Source organism: Rohdeia mirabilis (assembly GCA_007750655.1).
Lineage (GTDB): Bacteria > Planctomycetota > UBA1135 > UBA1135.
In genome coordinates this window covers 3,179,940-3,198,781 of the sequence record CP036290.1, presented here as the reverse complement: position 1 = coordinate 3,198,781, position 18,842 = coordinate 3,179,940, and the positions used below count along the sequence as shown (strand labels likewise).

General features: G+C 70.8%; 15 protein-coding genes. 5 read left to right on the top strand and 10 right to left on the bottom strand.

Features of this window, described 5'->3' with window-relative positions:
• Positions 1 to 933, top strand: coding sequence for a PD-(D/E)XK nuclease family protein (locus tag Pla163_RS11955; protein WP_145188458.1), 933 nt, complete (start codon positions 1 to 3; stop codon positions 931 to 933).
• Between the two features lie 25 nt (positions 934 to 958).
• On the opposite strand, the gene Pla163_RS11950 is transcribed toward Pla163_RS11955, so the two are convergent.
• Positions 959 to 2,950, bottom strand: coding sequence for an OPT/YSL family transporter (locus tag Pla163_RS11950; protein ID WP_145188455.1), 1,992 nt, complete (start codon positions 2,948 to 2,950; stop codon positions 959 to 961).
• Between the two features lie 352 nt (positions 2,951 to 3,302).
• Here Pla163_RS11950 and Pla163_RS11945 point away from each other — a divergent pair, with 352 nt between their 5' ends.
• Together Pla163_RS11945 and Pla163_RS11940 are read left to right on the top strand one after the other, a co-directional pair.
• Positions 3,303 to 4,007, top strand: a complete 705-nt coding sequence (locus Pla163_RS11945; protein ID WP_145188452.1) for a glycosyltransferase family 2 protein — start codon at positions 3,303 to 3,305, stop codon at positions 4,005 to 4,007.
• 5 nt (positions 4,008 to 4,012) lie between these two features.
• A complete protein-coding gene (locus Pla163_RS11940; RefSeq protein WP_419185862.1) occupies positions 4,013 to 5,515 on the top strand; it encodes a sulfatase in 1,503 nt (500 codons plus the stop codon).
• Here Pla163_RS11940 and Pla163_RS11935 read toward each other — a convergent pair.
• From Pla163_RS11935 to Pla163_RS11920, 4 genes are read right to left on the bottom strand one after another with little or no spacing between them, the layout of a single operon-like run.
• On the bottom strand, positions 5,425 to 6,138 hold the full coding sequence (locus Pla163_RS11935) for an HAD-IA family hydrolase (RefSeq protein ID WP_145188449.1): 714 nt from the start codon (positions 6,136 to 6,138) through the stop codon (positions 5,425 to 5,427). The genes Pla163_RS11940 and Pla163_RS11935 overlap by 91 nt on opposite strands.
• The gene (locus Pla163_RS11930) at positions 6,135 to 6,899 is read right to left on the bottom strand and encodes a nitroreductase family protein (RefSeq protein WP_145188446.1); all 765 of its coding nucleotides are present in this window, start codon (positions 6,897 to 6,899) and stop codon (positions 6,135 to 6,137) included. The genes Pla163_RS11935 and Pla163_RS11930 overlap by 4 nt, the downstream gene beginning before the upstream one ends.
• 50 nt (positions 6,900 to 6,949) lie before the next feature.
• A complete protein-coding gene (locus tag Pla163_RS11925; protein ID WP_145188443.1) occupies positions 6,950 to 7,735 on the bottom strand; it encodes an MBL fold metallo-hydrolase in 786 nt (261 codons plus the stop codon).
• On the bottom strand, positions 7,735 to 9,960 hold the full coding sequence (locus Pla163_RS11920) for a glycosyltransferase family protein (RefSeq protein ID WP_145188440.1): 2,226 nt from the start codon (positions 9,958 to 9,960) through the stop codon (positions 7,735 to 7,737). Before Pla163_RS11920 ends, Pla163_RS11925 begins: the two co-directional genes overlap by 1 nt.
• Positions 9,961 to 10,068: 108 nt before the next feature.
• On the opposite strand from Pla163_RS11920, the gene Pla163_RS11915 reads away from it, so the two are divergent.
• Together Pla163_RS11915 and Pla163_RS11910 are read left to right on the top strand one after the other, a co-directional pair.
• Positions 10,069 to 11,832 (top strand): ArnT family glycosyltransferase, encoded by a 1,764-nt coding sequence (locus Pla163_RS11915; RefSeq protein WP_145188437.1) that lies wholly within the window; start codon positions 10,069 to 10,071, stop codon positions 11,830 to 11,832.
• A 4-nt stretch (positions 11,833 to 11,836) separates the two neighbouring features.
• A complete protein-coding gene (locus Pla163_RS11910) occupies positions 11,837 to 13,504 on the top strand; it encodes a glycosyltransferase family 39 protein (protein ID WP_145188434.1) in 1,668 nt (555 codons plus the stop codon).
• A 43-nt stretch (positions 13,505 to 13,547) separates the two neighbouring features.
• Here Pla163_RS11910 and lon read toward each other — a convergent pair whose 3' ends face one another.
• From lon to rnpA, 5 genes are read right to left on the bottom strand one after another with little or no spacing between them, the layout of a single operon-like run.
• Complete coding sequence (gene lon / locus Pla163_RS11905; RefSeq protein WP_419185861.1) at positions 13,548 to 16,361, bottom strand: endopeptidase La; 2,814 nt, start codon at positions 16,359 to 16,361, stop codon at positions 13,548 to 13,550.
• Positions 16,358 to 16,777, bottom strand: coding sequence for an Hsp20/alpha crystallin family protein (locus tag Pla163_RS11900; RefSeq protein ID WP_145188431.1), 420 nt, complete (start codon positions 16,775 to 16,777; stop codon positions 16,358 to 16,360). The genes lon and Pla163_RS11900 overlap by 4 nt, the downstream gene beginning before the upstream one ends.
• A gap of 24 nt (positions 16,778 to 16,801) precedes the next feature.
• The gene (locus Pla163_RS11895) at positions 16,802 to 18,013 is read right to left on the bottom strand and encodes a PD40 domain-containing protein (RefSeq protein ID WP_145188428.1); all 1,212 of its coding nucleotides are present in this window, start codon (positions 18,011 to 18,013) and stop codon (positions 16,802 to 16,804) included.
• Positions 17,977 to 18,267 carry a membrane protein insertion efficiency factor YidD gene (gene yidD, locus Pla163_RS11890; RefSeq protein ID WP_419186496.1) on the bottom strand — a complete coding sequence of 97 codons (291 nt, stop codon included), beginning with the start codon at positions 18,265 to 18,267 and terminating at the stop codon, positions 17,977 to 17,979. The genes Pla163_RS11895 and yidD overlap by 37 nt, the downstream gene beginning before the upstream one ends.
• Positions 18,268 to 18,308: 41 nt before the next feature.
• Positions 18,309 to 18,818 (bottom strand): ribonuclease P protein component, encoded by a 510-nt coding sequence (rnpA, locus tag Pla163_RS19035; RefSeq protein ID WP_419185860.1) that lies wholly within the window; start codon positions 18,816 to 18,818, stop codon positions 18,309 to 18,311.
• Positions 18,819 to 18,842 lie beyond the last annotated feature (24 nt).

Genomic DNA, 18,842 nt, shown 5'->3' with positions numbered 1-18,842 from the left:
ATGGCACTGGTGCACGAGCTCTCCTGGTCGGTCTCACGTAGTGGTCTGCTCGCCGACTGTGCGCGCAGTTACTACAACAACTACTACCTGGGCTGGCTGGGTTGGGAGCGTGGGGCGCCGGTGGAGCGCAAGAAGGCCTACCGCCTCAAGAAGCTGCACAGCATGGCGACCTGGGCCGGCGACTCGCTGCACGTGGCGCTCGCGGACTGGTTCGCCGAGCGGCAGCAGGGGCGCGAGGCACCGGGGCCGGACTGGGTGCGCGACCGCGCGCTCGAACGGCTGCGCCAGGGCTATCGCGAGTCGCGCGACCGCGCCGACGAGTGGGATCGCCGTCCATCCAAGCTGACGCGGCTGTCGGAGCACTACTACGGCGAGGACTCCGTCGACGAGGCTACGGGCGAGGCGGCGCGCTACGGCAAGCGCTTCGTCGAACGAATCGAGAAGGGCGTGGCCTGCTTCTTCGAGGAACCCGCACTGGCGCGCTGTCGCGACACGGATCCGGCCACCTGGCTCGCGTGCGAAGAACTGGGGACGATCGAACTCTTCGGCACCAAGGTCTACGCCATCCCGGACTTCGCCCTGAAGGACGACGGCGCCGTGTGGATCTACGACTGGAAGACGGGCCGTCCGCGCGAGCGCGACCGCTTCCAACTCTCGCTCTACGCGCTGTACGCCGAGCAGGTGTGGGGGGTCGATCCGACCGACGTGGTCGCCGTCGACGTGTATCTGACGACGGGCGAACTCAGCGAGATGCGCTTCGATCGCGCCGAACTCGAGGCCACGCTGGCGCGGGTGGAGGAGTCGATGGCGCGCATGCGCGAGCTGCACTTCGACGCCGACGCGGGCGTGGGGGACGCCGCGAGGTTCCCGATGCTCGAGAAGGGCGATCCGGCCTGCGGACGCTGCAACTTCCGCGAACTCTGCGGGCGCTAGGCGGGGCCAGTTCGCGGGGCGGGATTCAGCCCTGCTCCCGCTCCTGCTTCCGACGATCCGCGCGCCCGTTCCAGAACAGGGCGAGCAGCACGCTGGCGAGCAGGCCCAGTCCGCCGGCCACCGGCACCCAACCCGGTGCGCCCGACAGATCGAGCTCGAAGGCCGTCGCGCTGGCGCCGGTGACGAGCAGCACGATGCCCAGCACCAGTTCGTAGCCCGCCGCACCGGTCACGAGACCCGCGGCCGTCAGCGTCCCGCGGTGCCCGTCGGCGCCGCGCGGCCCGGAACCCAGTCGGCGAGCGAGCGCGCCGATCATGATCCCCACGCCGAGGTAGGGCGGCAGGTACATGCCGACCGCCAGCGCCATCGACGGCATCAACACGCCGCGCTTGCGCGTGACCACCTCGACGCCGACCGCGAGGAGTCCGAGCAGCACGCCGACGCCGATCGGCCACCAGGGCAGTTCGCCGCCCAGCAAGAGGCTGTCCACGACCTTGGCGAACAGGTCGCCCTGGGGCGCGGGGAGTTCCGTGCTGCCGAGCACGTAGGCACCGTGCGCCACGTACAGGGCCGGCGGCACCACGAGCGCGCCGACGACGAGCCCGAGGAACTGGGCCATGAACGCGTCGCGCGGCGGCATGCCGCACAGGTGCAGCGTGCGGTAGTCCTGGCTCGAGTCGTTGGCCGTGCAGACCGCGACGCAGGCGGCGACGAGCAGCGGCACGAGCAGCGCGACGTCGTCCACACCGCGGCGGCCCATCACGACGGCGACCAGACACAGCACGAGCGTCGTGACGAAGATCGTCCCCGACACCGGCGACGCGGAGCTTCCGACCTGGAGCGACAGCAGCGCTCCGAGCACGACCATCACGGCCGTCACGAGCAACAGCGTCGGCAGGATCGCCACGGCGAAGGGCGTGAACCCGTCGGCCTGGACCAGCCAGGCGCCGATCCCGACGGTGCCGAGCACGATCAGCCCCAGGAGTCGCCCGCGCTGGTTCGGCGCCAGGTCGAGCAACGGGTCGTCGTTCGCCGTCCCGCCTTCCTCGGCCGCGAACGCACGGCCCGCGCGCACGAAGTTGTAGAGCGAGTACACGACCGCGACGGTCATCGCCGCACCACCGATCCAGCGCACCGAGCGGTCGGGGAAGCGCAGTGCCCACGAGTCGGCCGCGGTCGACGGGTCGATCGTCGCGAGCAACGCTCCACCCAACGCGTGGATGCCGCCGCCGACGAACACCGCGATCGCGGTGGGCAGTGTGAGGAGGCCCCCGATGCCGATGTAGATCGGACTGATGTTCAGGTTGAACAGCCAGGCCTCGCGCGACTGGTCCGAGTTCGCGAACGGCAGCGCGTGGAAGACGCCACGCGCCGCGCCGAGGAGCATCGCGACCTGGGTGGCGATGGCGGCCAGCACGCCTGTGAACAAAGAGGGCAGGAGCGGGGGACGGGCCTCCGGGTGCTCGACCGCGGCATCGATGAGCGTCTTGCAGGCGCGGGCCTCGGGCGCGGGCAGGCTCGGGTCGGAGAGGAACCGGCGCGTGGTGAGTCCGACGAAGCCGAAGCCGATCGCGGCGCCGACCAGGCTCGCCACGATCAGCTGGGGCACGTCGACCGGCGGGGTCGCCGCGAGGAGCTCGACCTTCGCGCGTGCGAGCTCGGCCAGCAGCGCGTCGCGCTCGGCGCCGCTCGCGGTCAGGGCGCGCTCGCGCAGCGCGTCGTAGTCGCCCAGACCCGGACTGACGCGGCGCGCCATGAGGATCTGGAGCAAAGGAGCTGTGAAGATCACGCCGGCCGTCACGGCCATGCCGCCCGAGCCCGCGACCTGCGCGACGTTGAGGAAGGCCGTGCCGGTGCCCCGCAGGCGGCGCGCGAAGGCCGCCCACGCGATCAGCACCACCAGGGGGCTCACGCCCGGGCTGATGCCGGCCTTCAGTCCGGCCACGGTCAGGGTGGCCGAGAGGACGGCGGTGGCGAGCAGTCCGAAGAGCAGTGCCTGGGTGCGCGAGGCGAGCATGCCCGGGAGTGTCCAGATCCGCGCGGGCGTGGGTCAAGTGCCGTCGAGCACGTCGTCCGGGCCGCTGCTGCGAAGCTGCTGAGCAGTCATCCTGGTCGCGGAGGCCGCCGGCGGGCTACCCTAGACCGTCGACACCCGCGCACGCGTCCTCCGCGAGGAGGCGTTTGCTCGGAACCGCAGCGCCGCCGGCCCCGTCCACCGAGGGCCCGCACCCATGGACCGTTCCGGTCGCCGCACCCCTTCGGACGCGGCCCGAGGTCCCGCCCCCCGCGCTGCGGCCCCGACCACCTGCCACACGTCCCCGAGCGCCCTCCGCGGTGCCTCACGCACCCGCCGTCCTCGGTCTCCCCCGATGAAGCTGTCGGTCGTCATCCCGATCTACAACGAAGAAGCCACGCTCGAAGAGCTCGTGGCCCGCGTCCAGGCCGCTCCGTACGAGAAGGAGCTCATCCTGGTCAACGACTGCTCCAAGGACAGCACGCCCCAGATCATGGCGCAGCTGGCCGAGAAGTACGACAACGTCCGTTGCTTCCACCACGAGGTGAACAAGGGCAAGGGCGGCGGACTCGCCACCGGTTTCGCGCAGGTGAAGGGCGACGTCGTCGTGATCCAGGACGCGGACCTCGAGTACGACCCGAGCGACTATCCGCTGCTGCTGCGTCCCATCGAGGATGGACGCGCGGACGTGGTCTACGGCAGTCGCTTCCTCGGCGGGAAGTACGTGCGCGTCCACCTGTTCTGGCACTACCTGGGCAACCGCGCCCTGACGCTCGTGTCGAACTGCTTCACCAACCTGAACCTGACCGACATGGAGACCTGCTACAAGGTCTTCAAGGTCGACGTGGCTTCGAAGCTCGACATCCGGTCGACGACCTTCGCCGTCGAGCCCGAGATGACCGCCAAGGTCGCACGCATGCGGGCGCGCGTGTACGAGGTCCCGATCAGCTACGCCGGCCGCGACTACAGCGAGGGCAAGAAGATCGGCCTGAAGGACGCATTCATCGCGGTCTGGGCGATCGTGCGCTGGTCGCCGTTGTTCTTCCGCCCGAAGTGGTAGCAGCCGTGCGCCGACTGGGTCTCCTCGTCGCGGCGCTGCTGTGCGGCTGCGGTGGCTCGGACGGCCCTTCCAGTTCCGGCGCAGGACCGACGGCCGGGGCGTCGGTGCACGGTGTCCTGCTCGTCGTGTGCGACACGCTGCGCGCGGATCGTCTCGACCCCTACGGCGGCGACGTGGGCACGCCCCATGTCAATCGACTCGCCGAACGCGGCGTGGTCTGGGAGCAGAATCGCGCCCAGGGCTGTTGGACGCTTCCGTCGATGATCTCGATGATGACGGGGCGCTGGATCAGCGAGCGCAGCCGGGGCGTGCCGAAGGACCAGCCGACGCTGGCGGACCTGCTCTCCGAGGAGGGCTTTCGGACCGGAGCCTTCGTCGCGAACGCGGTGGCCAGTCCCCAACGCGGTTTCGCGCGCAGCGTCGATCACTTCGACCAACTCACCTACTCCGACCCGGCCGACGTCGTCGCGAAGCGCTTCCTCGACTGGAAGGCCGGGCTCGATCTGCAGGACGAGCGACCGTGGTTCGGGTGGGTCCACTTCATGGACCCGCACATGCCCTACGAACCGGACGAGCGGTTCCTTCGGCCGCAGGCGCCCGTTTCCAGCGCCCAGCGCGACGCCTGGAAGCGCGCCGAGTACGAGATCGAGCAGTTCCTGCCCGGTAGTGCCGCCGCGCGTCAGGGGACCAACGGGCGCCAGTTCATCCGCGGCATACGCCAGGCCTACGACGGCGAGGTTCGCTCGTTCGACCACGGCCTGGGTCTGATCCTCGACGCGCTCGAAGCCTCGGGCGAGCTGGACACGACGCTCGTCGTCCTGGCCGCCGACCACGGCGAAGCGATGTTCGAGAACCCGATCTACCCGGGCGAGAAGGACGCTCTGCTCGACGACGAACCGCGCTCGCTCGCGCTCGGTCGCTGGCTGGCCTACGACCACAAGCACTGGTACTTCCCCCAGACCTGGAACACGCCTCTGATCGTCAGCGGTCCGGGCTTCGAGCGCGGCGTCGTGGGAGAGGGGATGAGCGCGAACATCGACATCCTGCCGACGATCCTGGCCGCGGTCGGCGCCCACGTTCCCGACGATCTGGACGGGACCAGTCTGGTCGGTCGCACGACGGTCGAGCGCGAGTTGGTGTTCGGGCACGGACGCGACACGACGGCTGTCATCGACGGCGCCGGCAACTTCTGGGTCGAGATGCCGCGCGAACTCTCGGGCGTGCGCGATCCCCAGCGCCCGAGCGGCCTTCTGTTCCAGCTGTCCCAGGGGCCGCTGTACCTCACCGATCGTTCGCGACAGGAACCCGAGCTGGCCGCGTCGCTGCGCCAGCGGATCGACGAGTGGCGGGCCACGACTACGCTGCGGACGAACCTCGACGTGGACGACTCCGCCGACCAGATCCTGATCGACCTGGGCTACGTCGAGGGCCCCGCGGGCGACGAGAGCGAGGACGCGGACGGCGCCGACGCCGACGGCACGAGCAAGCCTCCGAAGTCCGACGGCTGAGCGAGGACGCGTTCCGCGCCCGCCGTGACGAGCGACGCGTCCTCGAAGGGGCCCCACGCGACGCCCACCGCACGCGCACCGGCCGCGCGGGCCGACGCCATGTCGTGCACCGAGTCGCCGACGTAGACGCACGCGTCCGCCGTCAGACCGAGGAGTTCCGCCCCGCGTCGCACGGGTTCGGGGTCGGGCTTGTGGCGCTCGACGTCGTCGGCGCCGACCAGCACCTCGAAGTGCTTCGCGAGGCCGACGAGCCGCAGCCCGCGCCAGGCGGCGGCCGCGAACTTGCTCGTCACCACGCCCAGCGGGATCGCGCGGCGCGCCAGGTCCTCGACCGCCTCGAGCACGCCGGGGTAGGGGCGCACCAACTCGTCGTGGTGCTCGAGATTGAAGCTGCGGTAGGTCGTGACCAGGTTCGGAACCTCGTCGTCGGCGACGCCGCAGGCACGGAACTGCGCCCACAGCGGCGTACCGAGTCCGGCCACCAGCTCCGGACGCGCGAGGGCCGGCAGCCCGTGGGCCGAGAACGTGTGTTCGTAGGAACGCAGGATCAGCTCGATCGAGTCGATCAGCGTGCCGTCGAGATCGAAGAGGACCGCGCGAGTTGCGGAGGTGGGCGCATTCATGCGAGGTCGAGTTCGACGCCCTTCGAGCGATAGTAGGCCCACAGGTGCGGCCGCAGCGCGCCGTGGAATTTGCGTGCGATGCTGCCGCTCCAGGTGTGCTGCGGCGTCCCGCGCGCGGCGAAGTAGGGGGCGAGCGCCGCGTCGTAGTCGCGCACCGAGGCGAGAACCGCGGCGTCGCTCGGGTAGCGTCCTTCGTGGAGCACGGCGTCCGTCGCCAGGCGCGGCTTGACGTCGTTGCGCGTCGCAGGCTGTCCGATGCACAGCCCGAACAGCGGCAGGACGAGCCGCGGCAGTTCGAGCAGGCGGTCGACCTCGTCGATGCGGTTGCGCAGACCGCCGATGTAGCAGGTGCCCAGGTCGTGCGCCTCGCAGGCCACGACCAGGTTCTGGGCGAAGAGCGAGGCGTCGACCGTCGCGAGCAGGAAGGCCTCGAGGTTCGCGACCACAGCTCCGCCCGCCGCGCGCGCGACCAGGTCGTCCCGGCGCAGGTCCGCGCACACGACGCAGAACTCCGCGGCCTCGGCGATCTGGGCCTGGCCGCCGCAGAGTTCGGCCAGCGTCGCGCGTTCGGCCGTATCGGTGACGCGGATCAGCGAGTAGGCCTGCACGTTGCTCGACGTGGCGGCCCGTTGGGCCGCCGCGACGCAGTTCGCGAGCAGTCCCTCCTCGAGTGGTGCCCGCGCGAAGCCCCGCACCGAGACGTGGCTCGCGAGCAGGCGCAGGACGTCGGCGGCGGGGGGGCGTCGTCTGGGATCGTTCATGGTCGGGTGGGGGAGTTCGAGGGCGTGGGCGCGTCGCCGTGATCGACGACTCAGACCGCGAGGTTCGGCCCGACCGCGTCCTGTTCGGCGACGTGCACCTCGACGTGCTCGAGTCCGAGTTCGCTCAGCGTCGCGCGCGCGGTCGTCAGTGCGAGCTCGGGCGTGTTGTTCTTCTCGGAGAGGTGCCCGAGCACCAGGGTGTGCAGGCGTTCGCTCGCGAGCCAGCGCAGCATGGACGCACTCTGCTCGTTCGACAGGTGGCCGCCGCCCGAGCGGATGCGGTGCTTCAGCTTGGCCGGATAGGGCCCGTTCGCGAGCATCCGTTCGTCGTAGTTGAACTCGAGGTACAGAAGGTCCGCGCCGGCCAACTGTCGTGCGACGTCCTCGTCCGGGCGCCCCATGTCGGTCACGACGACGGCGCGCTTCTCGCCTGCCTCGATCCGAATGGCGTAGGTCGGACTCGCGTCGTGGGGGATCACGACGGCGTGCAGTTCGAGCGGCGGCGAGCCCGCGCCGGCGTCGACCACCACCGGCTGGGTCGGCGAGAACGTGGCCAGGTTCTTCGAGCGGCGCACGGCGGCGTTCGACTGGATCGCCGGCGCACAGGCGACCGGAATGCGCCAACGCCGCGCGAGGATGCCCGCCGAGCGCGTGTGGTCGAGGTGTCCGTGCGTGACGGCGATCATGTGGATGCCGCCCAGTCCGATGCGCGCCGCCTCGAGCCGCGCGTCCATGTCGACCGCCGGCAGACCCGCGTCGATCAGGACGCAGGCGTCGCCGTGCCGTACGAGGATCGAGTTGCCGCCGCTGCCGCTGGAGAGGACCTGGAGGTGCATCAGGAAGCCACCGTCGCGTCGAGCGCTTCCGTGTCCGTTCGTCCGCGCCGCGCCAGACGGTGCACCCACACGACCCAGATCAGGACACCGAGCAGGCTGAGCAGCGCGCCGAAGGTCCGCGCGCGTTCGGCGCGGTCGCGAGCGCTCTCCGCGCCCGGAGGTTCGCCGATCCACTCGGACGGCGGCAGGTCGTTGCGGCGCCGGTGCACGTAGAAGCCGTCCGCGTCGTACTCGAGCGTCAGGCGTTCGTGCAAGAGCGGCTCGCGCGCGAGGATGCACGTGATTCCGGCGCGGTCCAGACGCGGATCGTCGAGCAGGTGCAGGGCGGGCAGTCGCGCCACGCCGTCGCCCTCGCGCATGCGCGGATCGATCGCCTCGAACCACTGGGTCGTCGCGCTCTGCTGGAACGCGAGGTAGGCGCTGATGTCGCGCACGCCGTAGACCTGCAGCATGTTCGGCCGCGCGAGTTGGATCACGTCGCCGACGCCGCCGGGGGCCCAGCGCAGGACGCGGCCCTCGCCCGCCGCTCGCGCCACCGCGTCGAGTGCGTTGCTGCGCGGGAAGACCTCGATGCCGCCGAGGTCGCGCGGCAAGAGGTGGGGGCGCGACGTCACCGAGACTTCGGTCGCGAGCGCCAGAAGGATGGGGACGGCGAGTGCCAGCGGCCCCGCGCCGCGCACGCAGCGCAGAGCCAGCGCGCCGGCCGCGACCAGCGCGAACGAGACGCCGGCCAGGGCGAGTCCGCCGGCGAAGTGCTCGAACGCGGCGGTCGTGGCCTCGCTCGGGAGCAGCGAGCGCACGGCCTGCGCGTCGATCGCGAAGCGTTCGGCGAGCGCGCTCTCGAACCGTTCCGCGCTCGGCAGTCCGAACGTACGAACCGCGACCGCGCCGAGTGCGAGTGCGCTCGCCAGCACCGCCGCGACCGTGCGTACGCGCCGCGAATCCTCGCCCACGAGACGGTCGACCCCGAGCGCCGCGAGCCAGACCCACGCGAACCACGCCACCGAGAGGGCGCGCGTCGGTGCGCCCCCGTTGAGGCCCGGGAAGTGGTAGAGCACGCGCATCCCCGGCCAGTCCTGGGCCCAGGCGAAGGCCAGCGCACCGAGCGCGAAGGGCAGGAGCGCGCGGCGACCGGCGACCAGGAGGCCGATCAACGCGAGCACGTACGCCGCGCTGCCGGGGTGGGTGTTCCACTCGAGACCGTTCGCGAGCAGCGCCGCGTCGCCGCGATCGCTCTGCGCGATCCAGGCCGCGAGCGGCAGGTGCGCGGGCGGGTCGACGGTCGGCGCCGCGAACGGGTCCGGCACCGCTGCGGTCGCGAGCGTGGCGAACGGCAGCGCTTGGAACGCGACGCGTTCGGGGGTCGGTGTGCCGCGCGGTGACTCGAGCGCCGCCGCCGCGGTCGGCACGAGTTGGATCGACGCCAGGAGGACGCCCAGCCACAGCGCCGCGATCGGCGCCGTCGCTCGCACCACGGCCGTCCTCGCCGACGAGCCGCCCAGCGCGTCGCCGAGCGCCCACAGCGTCGCTGCGACCGCGACCGCCGCGAGCGTGAAACCAGCGATGGGCGGGAAGCCCGCGAGCGCCGCCGCCGCCGCGCACAGGGCGAGCAGCGGCAGTCCGCGCCGATCGCCGCTGCGAAATCCATGGAGGGCCCACAGGCACCACGGCAGCCACAGCGCCGCGTCCACCTTCATCGCGTAGTGCAGGTTCACCACGCCCCAACCGGTGCCCTGGTAGGCGAGCGCTCCCACGAGGCACGCGACCTCGGTCAGGCCGCGGCGCCAGAGGAACAGCCAGGTCCCGAGCCCCGCCAGGAACAGCGACAGGATCGCCAACCAGCCCGCCGCACGATCGGGCGCGAGGACCAGGCCCAGGGCGTTCGGCGGGTAGTAGGGCCCGTGGATCGTGTTCCCGAGCAACGGCGCGCCGAAGCCCCACTTCTCCTCCCAGGTCCAACTCGTCCCCGAACCCAGCCGCCGGCGCAGCTCGATCTGGTCGGACAGGGCCGGGAAGACGCGGTCGCCCGTGAAGCGGTTCGAACCGGTGTCCGCGGCCTCGGCGGCGTCCGGGTACTCCGAGCGCAGGGGCTCGTACTGGACGGGAGCTTGCGGCAGGAAGCGTTGTCCCGGCAGCAGCGACGGACCGATCAGGAAGAGCGGCACGACCAGGAGGACGAGCGCGCGTCCCCAGCTCGACAGCCGGCCTCGGTTCCCCGTCCACATGGGCGCCCAGGATACGGGCGACGGGCCTCCGCGCACGAACCGCAGGGGGCTCGAACGACCCCCGACGGGTAGTCTTTGGCACGCGGTCCGCCGACGCATCTCCCCCCGATGAGCACGACCCGAAACGCTCCGCCCGTGCCCGAGCACGGCGCCGCCCCGCGCGCGCAGCTGCCGTGGTGGATCGCCGTCGCGCTGCTCGCGATCGCGCTGCGTCTGTTGTCGGCGGGGGACGCGTGGAGTCCGGACAACCGCGACTTCCACGGGTTGTTCGGCGCCTTCGCCACGGGCGGGCCGGCGACTGACCTGGCCCAGCGGGGGATGTTCGAGTCCGGCGGCATGCCCTACCAGTGGCGCGTCGACCTGGCGGATGGGACGCACGCCACGCGCTGGTACATGCACCACCCGCCGGCGTACATGCTGATCTCGGCGGCGTTCCTCGAGTGGCTCGGCCCGTACGAGGACGCGCTGCGGATCCCGCCGCTGTTGTTCTCCCTGTTCTCGATCTTCGCGGCCTACCGACTCGGACGTGAGTTCGCGGACGAGCGCTGCGCACGCTTCGCGGCCCTGTTGATGGCCGTGATCCCGTACTCCGCGCGCGACGGGATGCAGACGTGGACCGAGGCCGCGATCGCGGGCACCACGTGCTTCGTGCTGATCCACGGCGTGCGCTGGATGGACCACCGGCGGGCGCGCGATCTCGTGCTCACGGGAGTCTGGCTGGCGGCCGGAGCCCTGCTCGACTGGCCCGCGCACTTCGTGTTGCCGGGGCTCGCGATCTACGCGCTGGTGCGCTGCGGTCTGGAAGGGAATTGGGGCCGGTTCGCCTGGGCCTGGACGCTGCCGCTCCTCTCCGGCCTCCTGCTCGGCGCGCACAAGCTGCACATGGTGCTCGTGGCGGGGACTGAGGGTGCGATGCAGGACTCGGGCAACACGCTCGCCTACGTGATGGATTGGGAGCCGTACTTCAACTGGGAGTATGCGCGCACCCAGCTCGGGTTCCAGCAGCTCGGCTTCACCGGACCGGTGCTGCTGTTGGCGGCGCTCGGCGGTTGCAGGCTGATCGCGCGCCGCTCGAACGCGGTGGCCATCGGATCGGCCAGCGCGATCTGGGTGTCGCTCGCGCCTCTCGCTTGGTTCCTGCTCGACGTCTCCGCCCTGTGGATCTGCGTGCTGTGGCCGATCGGACTCGTCGTCCTCCGCGGCGAACGTCCGCAGGGGCGCGGCGTGGCGCTGCTGCTCGGGCTCCTGCCGGGACTGTGGTACGTGCTGCTGTTCCCCGGCCGTTCGAACAACCACGACTTCTTCATGCTCGTGTCGGCCCCCGCGGTCTGCGTGGCGGCGGCGATCGGGGCGCTCGCGCTGGCGGACCGCGTGTCCGAGCTGGCGGCTCGGCGAGGAGTCTCGGCGCGCTCGGGAACTTTCGTGCTCGGGGCGGCCGCGATCGGTGTCGCCCTGCTCAGCACGCTCGTCGTCCTCCTGCAGTGGATGCGCTTCCGCTCGGACGAACTGCCCCGGTTGGCGCGTCAGGAGTGGCTCGCGCCCATCCTCGAGGACGAGTCGGCGGTTGTCATCACCCACATGAGCCGCGGCGCCTGCCTGCCGTTCTACTCGCGCGCGCCGATCGTCTACGGGACGGACAGCGTCGAGGCGTTGGACGGCTTCCTGCACGGGATCGTCGATCGGATCGAGGACGAACGCCGCGCCGTCTTCCTGTTCGACCAGTTCTGGGGCCTGCAGGATCCCAAGATGCAGCCGGTGCTCTCGAAGCTGATGACGATCGGCGCCGCGACCGAACACGTGGTCGACATCGGCAAGGGCCCGCAGTCGTTCTGGTTGGTCGAGTTGCCCACGGGTGCCGCACTCGACGGCTGATCCGATGCGCAGACTCTTCGCCGATCCCTTCGTCTGGCTGCTCCTCGTCGTCGCGCTCGCCGTGCGTCTGATCGGCGTCGACGACCCGTGGAGCTCGCGTATCTGGGAGGGCGAGTTCGGCGCGTACGCGACGGGCGGACCGGCCACGAACCTGGCGCAGTTCGGATTCCTCTCGACCGGCGGCGTGCCGCTCGAGTGGCGCGTCGTGACCGAGGGCGGCGGCGTGTTCGAACAGCACTACCTGAACCACCCGCCGACCTACATGTGGCTCGCGGGACTGTTCGTGTGGCTCTTCGGCGCGGTCGAGTGGGGGCTGCGACTGCTGCCCATCCTCACGTCGACGCTCGCGTGCGTCGCTGGCTACGCCTTCGCGCGGCGCTTCGCCGGCGTGCGTGCCGGGCGCGTCGCGGCACTGGTCTGGGCCTTCGCGCCCTACGGACTGCGCGACGGACTGCAGCTGTGGACCGAGGTGCCGATCGCCGCGACGATGGCGCTCGCCCTGCTCTGCTACGTGCGCTGGCTCGAACGCCGCGAGCGGCGCGACCTCGTGCACCTGTGTCTGTGGTACGGCCTGGCGTGCGCGCTCGACTGGCCGGCCTTCTTCTTCGGGCCCGTGATCGCGCTGCACGCGCTCGGTGTCGCCCGGTCGACGCACACGTGGCGGCCGCTGCTCGCTCCCGCGATCCTGTTCGGCGTTTCGGTCGCGATCCTGGCCGCGATCTGGGTCCACTTCGGATCGGTCGTGGGCTTCGACGTGCTGTCCGCGCGCTTCGACCAGGCGTTGGGCAGCGCCGACGGATCCGACATGCTGGCGCTCGCAGGCTCCGACGTGGCCGTGAAGCCCCAGCTGAACGCGGCCTTCTGGTCGGTCCAGCTGCACGGCTTCGTGGTGGGGATCACGCCGCCGGGGTTCGTGCTCGGCCTGCTCGGGCTGGTGCTGGCCGCCCTGTCGCGACGACCGCGGCGCGAGATCGGATTGTTGCTGCTCGCCGGACTGCCGGGGCTCGTGTACGTCGCGGCCTTCCCCGGTCGCTCGGCGAACCACCTGTTCTTCTTCACGATCTCGTTGGCCTCGTACGCGACCCTGGTGGGGATGGGGGCCGAAGGTCTGGCGCGGGGGGCGCAGGTCCTCCTCGGCGACATCGCGCGCCGCGCCGGGACCGTCGTCGCGCTCGCCTGCTCGGCCGCGATCGTCGTCGCCGGCCTCCAGCAGCACCTCGAACTGCGCGCCGTGTCGGCCGACGACGCGCTCGGCCAGCTGACGGCGGATCCGTACATGGTGGATCTGCTCGCGGACGAGCAGGCGTTGATCGTCACGCCCGCCGGACTCGGAGCCTGGCTGCCGTTCTACGCCCGCGGCCAGGTGGTCCTGATGCCCGACCTCAGCCCGGTGGTGATCGGCGGCCTGCGCGTCCGGTGGCTGACACAACTGGCCGACGAGCGCCGCGCGGTCGTGTTCCTCGACGAGGGCTCGGTGCACCATCCGAGTCTCCCCGAGTCGCATCGCGAGGCCTTCGCGGCGGCACTCGACGCGTTGATCGTCGGTCTCGAGCGCTTCGGTGAGCCGCACGTGATCGAGTTCACCGACAGCCTGGGCATGGAGCACCGCTTCAGCGTCCACGAGCTGCCGACGGGCGAAGCGGCGCGGTCGTTCTCGCCGAGTCCGCGCTGAGCTCCGCGGGGGCGAGCGGAAGCGCGACAGGCGCCCGGCGCGCCTACTTCGCCGTCGACGTGCGCCCGGGCTTCGTGCCCGCGCGCTTCTTCGAAGTGCGCTTCTTCGAGGCGCGCTTCTTCGAGGCGCGCTTCTTGGCCGACTTCTTCGCCGCAGGCTTCTTCGAAGGCAGCGCGAAGGCTTGCTCGAGGACGTCGTCGACCTTCTCGACGTAGATCAGCTCGAGGTCGCGCCGCGTGCTCGCCGGGATGTCGAGCTCGTCCTTCGCGTTGGCCTTCGGCAGCAGGATGCGCCGGATCCCCGCGCGGTGGGCGGCGATGACCTTCTCCTTGATGCCGCCGACCGGCAGCACGAGACCGCGCAGCGAGATCTCGCCCGTCATCGCCAGTTCCGGGTCGATGCGCCGCTTCGTGAGCAGCGACACGAGCGCCGTGAACAGCGTCACGCCCGCCGACGGACCGTCCTTGGGGATGGCGCCCGCAGGCAAGTGGATGTGCAGGTCCTTGTCCTCGAACGGCTTCTCGTCGAGGCCGAGCGCCACGGCGCGCGACTTCACGAGGCTGACCGCGGCGCGCGCGCTCTCCTTCATGACGTCGCCGAGTTGGCCGGTCAGCACGATCTCGCCCTTGCCGGGCATGAGCGTCGTCTCGATGAACAGGATGTCGCCGCCGAACGGCGTCCAGGCCAGACCCGTCGCCACGCCGGGCACCGCGGTACGCAGGCGGCGCTCGTCCTCGAAGCGGCGCGGGCCGAGAATCTCGGTCACGTCGCTCTTGCGGACCGTCATCGAGCGCCGTTCGTTGCCGGCGATGCGCGTCGCGACCCAGCGGGCGACCGCGCCGATCTTGCGCTCGAGGTTCCTACAGCCGGCCTCGGCCGTGTGGTGCCGCACGATCTCGAGCAGCGCCGCGTCGTCGAGCTTGAACTGCTTGAGCGTCAGGCCGTTCTCGCTGCGCTGGCGGTCGATCAGGTAGCGCTTCGCGATCTCGAGCTTCTCCTGCTCGGTGTAGCTGTTCAGTTCGATCACTTCACAGCGATCGCGCAGCGGGCCCGGGATCTGATCGAGCACGTTCGCCGTCGCGATGAACATCACGCGCGACAGGTCGAACGGGACGCCGAGGTAGTGGTCCTTGAACGTCTTGTTCTGTTCGGGATCGAGCACCTCGAGCAGGGCCGAGGACGGATCGCCCTGGAAGCTCTGACCGAGCTTGTCCATCTCGTCGAGCATGAACACCGGGTTGGCCTTCCCGGCGCGCCGCATGCCCTGGACGATCGATCCCGGCATCGCGCCGACGTAGGTGCGCCGGTGTCCGCGGATCTCGGACTCGTCGTGCACGCCGCCGAGCGAGATGCGGACGAACTCGCGTCCCATCGCGCGCGCGACCGAACGGCCGAGACTCGTCTTGCCGACGCCGGGCGGCCCGACGAGGCACAGGATCGGGCTCTTGCCGTCGGGCTTGAGCTTGCGGACGGCGAGGAACTCGAGGATGCGGCGCTTGACCTTCTCGAGCCCGTAGTGGTCCTCGTCGAGGATGCGCTTGGCGCGCTTCAGGTCGATGCGATCGGTCGACAGCTTCGACCACGGCAGCTCGACCACGGTCTCGAGGTAGTTGCGGAGCATGCCGTACTCGGCCGCCTGCTCAGGCATGCGCTCGAGGCGCGCGAGTTCCTTGCGGACCTCCTTCTCGATGTCGGCCGGGAGTCCCGCTGCACCGATCGCCTCGGAGAGTTCCTGGAGCTCGGGCGCCGCGTCCTCGCCGAGTTCGGCCTGGATCGTCTTCAGCTGCTCGCGCAGGAAGTACTCGCGCTGGGCCTTCTCCATCGTGCCGCGCGTCTTCACGCGCAGCTCCTTCGACAGCGAGAGGACCTCGATCAGGTGCGCGAGCTTCGCGCTCACCAACTCCATCCGCGGGATCAGTTCGGCCGTCTCGAGGATCTGCTGCTTCTCCTCGTTCGGCAGCTCCATGAACGTCGCGATCAGGTCGGTCAGCGCGGACGGCGAGCCCGACTCCTGGATCGCGCCGAGCAGCTCCTCGGGCGTCTCCGGCAGGAGCGACAGGGCCTCGCTGGCCTGGAACTTGAGGTGCATCACGCGCGCCTCGAGCGACTTCTCGGCCTTCGCCTTGCCCCGGCCCTTCGGCAGCGCGCGCTCTTCCAGGAGCTCGACCTTGCACACGAAGTACGGCTCGCTCCGCACGAACTTCGTGGCGCGGAAGCGCTTCTGACCCTGCACGATCACGTGGTGCGCGCCGTCGGGCGTGGTCACGTAGCGCACGATCGAGGCCGTGGTCCCCACGTGGTAGAGGTCCGCGGGGGACGGCGCGTCGATGTCGGCCTCGCGCTGCAGGAGCAGTCCGATCGGCCGGTCCGAGCGCATGGCGGCCTGGAGGGCGAGGATCGACTTCTCGCGGCTGACGACCACCGGCAGCACGACGCCCGGGAAGAGCACCATGCCGTGCACGGCGACGACGATCATCTCGTCGTCCGCGAGCGGCGCCTGATCGGTGTCGTCGGTGGCGGGTCGCTGGGGCGAGTCGAACAGTCGGCTGAGGTCGATCGCGTTGGCCCCGATGGGGAGGTCGATCACTCCGGTGGGCGGGATCTCGATCGTGGGCAGGTCGTCCGCGGGCACGTCGTCGCCGCCGTCCTTCGAGGGGGTGTCACCGTTCGAGTCGCCGTCTCCGTCGCGCTCGCGGCGGCGCGGCTTCTCGGACGCCTTCTTCGCGGTGCGCGACTTCTTCGCCGCGCGGGTCTTCTTCGTCGCACGCGAGGTGCGCGCCCGGGTCGCGGCGCCGTTGGCGTCGTCCGAGCGGTCGTCGTTGCCGTCCTTGGGGCCGTCGTCGTGGTCTGCAGTCATCGTTCGGTGGTGGGCACGCGGCGCAGCCTCAGCACGAGGCATCCCTGGACCTGATCGCGCTGTTCGAGGACGAAGCGCCCGAGCGGCAGGTCGATCTGCCGGCGGAAGTGACCGTACGGGGTCTCGAGGCGGTGGACGTGGGCGTTGCGGAAGGCCTCGGGGAGTCCGCGGTGCCCCTCGACGATCAGGTGGTTCTCGGTCGCGCGCACGGAGACGCTCTCGGCGCACGTGCCCGGCAGCGCGACCAGCACCCACAGCATCGACCCCTGTTCGAAGACGTCGACCGGAGGCGTCCAGATCGGCGTGCGTCCGCCGGGGGGCGCGACGCCGAACGCACGGCGCTGGAACTGCTCGACCGAGTCGAGCAGCGCGCGCGCGCGCTCCCACATCCAGTCGTCCTCGGGGTCGTCGTCCACTGCCGTTTCGCGGTCCTCTCGGGCTCAGTCGCGCCAGCGCGCGACGAAGACGTTGGTGACACCCTCGGCTTCGTTGCCGCGGTTCGAGCTGAAGGCCAGCCACTTGCCGTCAGGGCTGAACATCGGGAAGGAGTCGAAGCCTTCGTAGGTCGTGACCTTCTCGACGGCGTCCGGTCCGTGGGGGCCGCCGGTCGACGGCACCATGAAGAGGTCGAAGAGCGGACCGCGTGCCTTCGGATTCTCCCAGTTGCTCGAGAACAGGATGTGCGAGTCGTCGGGCGTGAAGTACGGAGCGAAGTTGGCGCCACCGAGTTCGGTGACCTTCTGGCGTTCCGTGCCGTCGGTGTTGCAGGTGTAGATCTCCATGCGCGACGGCTTGACCAGGTTCGCGTCGAGCAGGCGGCGGTACTCGTCCTGTTCGGCGGCGCGTACGTCCGGATCGCTGCTGAACTCGGTCGTGCGGAAGACCAGGCGATCGGCGCCGTGCGAGTAGAACGCACCGCCGTCGTAGCCGAAGGCGTCCGTGACCTGCAGGAGGTCCGAACCGTCCAGGTTCGCCGTCCACAGTTCCACGTCGCCCGAGCGCGTCGACGTGAACACCATGCGGTCGCCGGCCGGCGAGACGGTCGCTTCCGCGTCGTAGCCGGGCTCGGCCGTCAACTGCAGGCGCTCGCCCGTGACCAGGTCGCGGGAGAAGATGTCGAACTCGGGGTGCAGCGCCCACATGTAGCCGCGCGCGACGCCTTCGGGTGCGATCGGCATGCCGGGACACGTGGTCTGTTCGAGCGTCGTCGAGGCGTACAGCACCGACGTGTCGCCGGGCAGGAAGTAGGCACACGTGGTGACGCCGCGTCCGTCGGAGACGAGCTCGAGACCGGCCTCACCGGGCTTGGTCACGTAGATGCGGTCGCAGAAGCCGTCCTCGCGCTGTTCCTTGCGCTGCAGGACCAGGCGATCGCCGTCGAAGGCCCAGTAGGCTTCGGCGTTCTCGCCACCGGCCGTGATCTTGTAGAGCGCCGCGAAGTGCCTCTCGTCCTCCTCGATCAGTTCGTCGACACGCGCCAGGTAGGGGACCGGGCAGGGTTCGTCGGCGGAGTCGTCTGTCCCGGCCTCGGGCGCCGACGACTGCTCGGTCGTGGCGGACGTCGGCTCGGCCGGTTCGCTCGCCTCGCACCCGCAGGCCACGGCGGCGGCGAGGATCAGCGGGAACAGGGATCGTTGGTCTCGTCGCAGCATGGTTCGCGGTCGGTCGGGTGCTCCTCGTGGATCGGAGCGGAAGGTGGAGCGGTGGGCGGAACGGGGTCGGGCCCGGGCGGCGGGCCGAAGGGATGGCAGCGCAGGATGCGGCGCGTCGTGAGCCAACCGCCGCGCAGCACGCCGTGGCGTTCGATGGCCTCGACGGCGTAGGCGCTGCAGGTCGGCTGGAAGCGGCAGGACGCAGGAGTGTAGGGCGAGACGAACCGTCGATAGAGCACGATCGGCGCCGTCACCGCCCGGCGGAGCCAGATCAGCGCGACGGGAGGAGTGGAACTCACGCCGGTGGCCCCGGTCGCGCGGCCTCGGCTCCCGTGGTCCCGCTCGCCGCGGCGCCGCGTTCCCGCTCCTCGCGCTGTCGATCCTCCGAGCGCCGCGCGGCCTTCACGGCGAGCTTGACCAGCTCGCGGCGCGCGTCGACGAGGGTCACGACCGGCTTGGGCGTGGACCCGATCACCACCAGGTCGTAGCCGCTCGGAAGTCGGTCGTACTCGAGCCGGAAGGCCTCGCGGAACAGGCGCCGCAGTCGGTTGCGGACCACGGCCCGCTTGTCGACCTTCTTGCCGATCGACAGCCCCAGGCGCGTGCCGCCGCTGCCGTTGGGGGCGGCGGCGATCGTGACGAGGTTGCCGCGCGCCCGGCTGCCGCGGCGGTAGACGGAGCTGTACTCGCGGCCCTTCGTCATCCGCATCCAGGGGTGCAAGCGCGCGCCGCGGCGGACCGGGGGCCCGGTCGCAGGGGCGCTCTGGCGCTCGATTCCGCCGGCTGCCTGGATCTGGTCGTTCATCGTCGGCTCCAGCATGGCACCGAC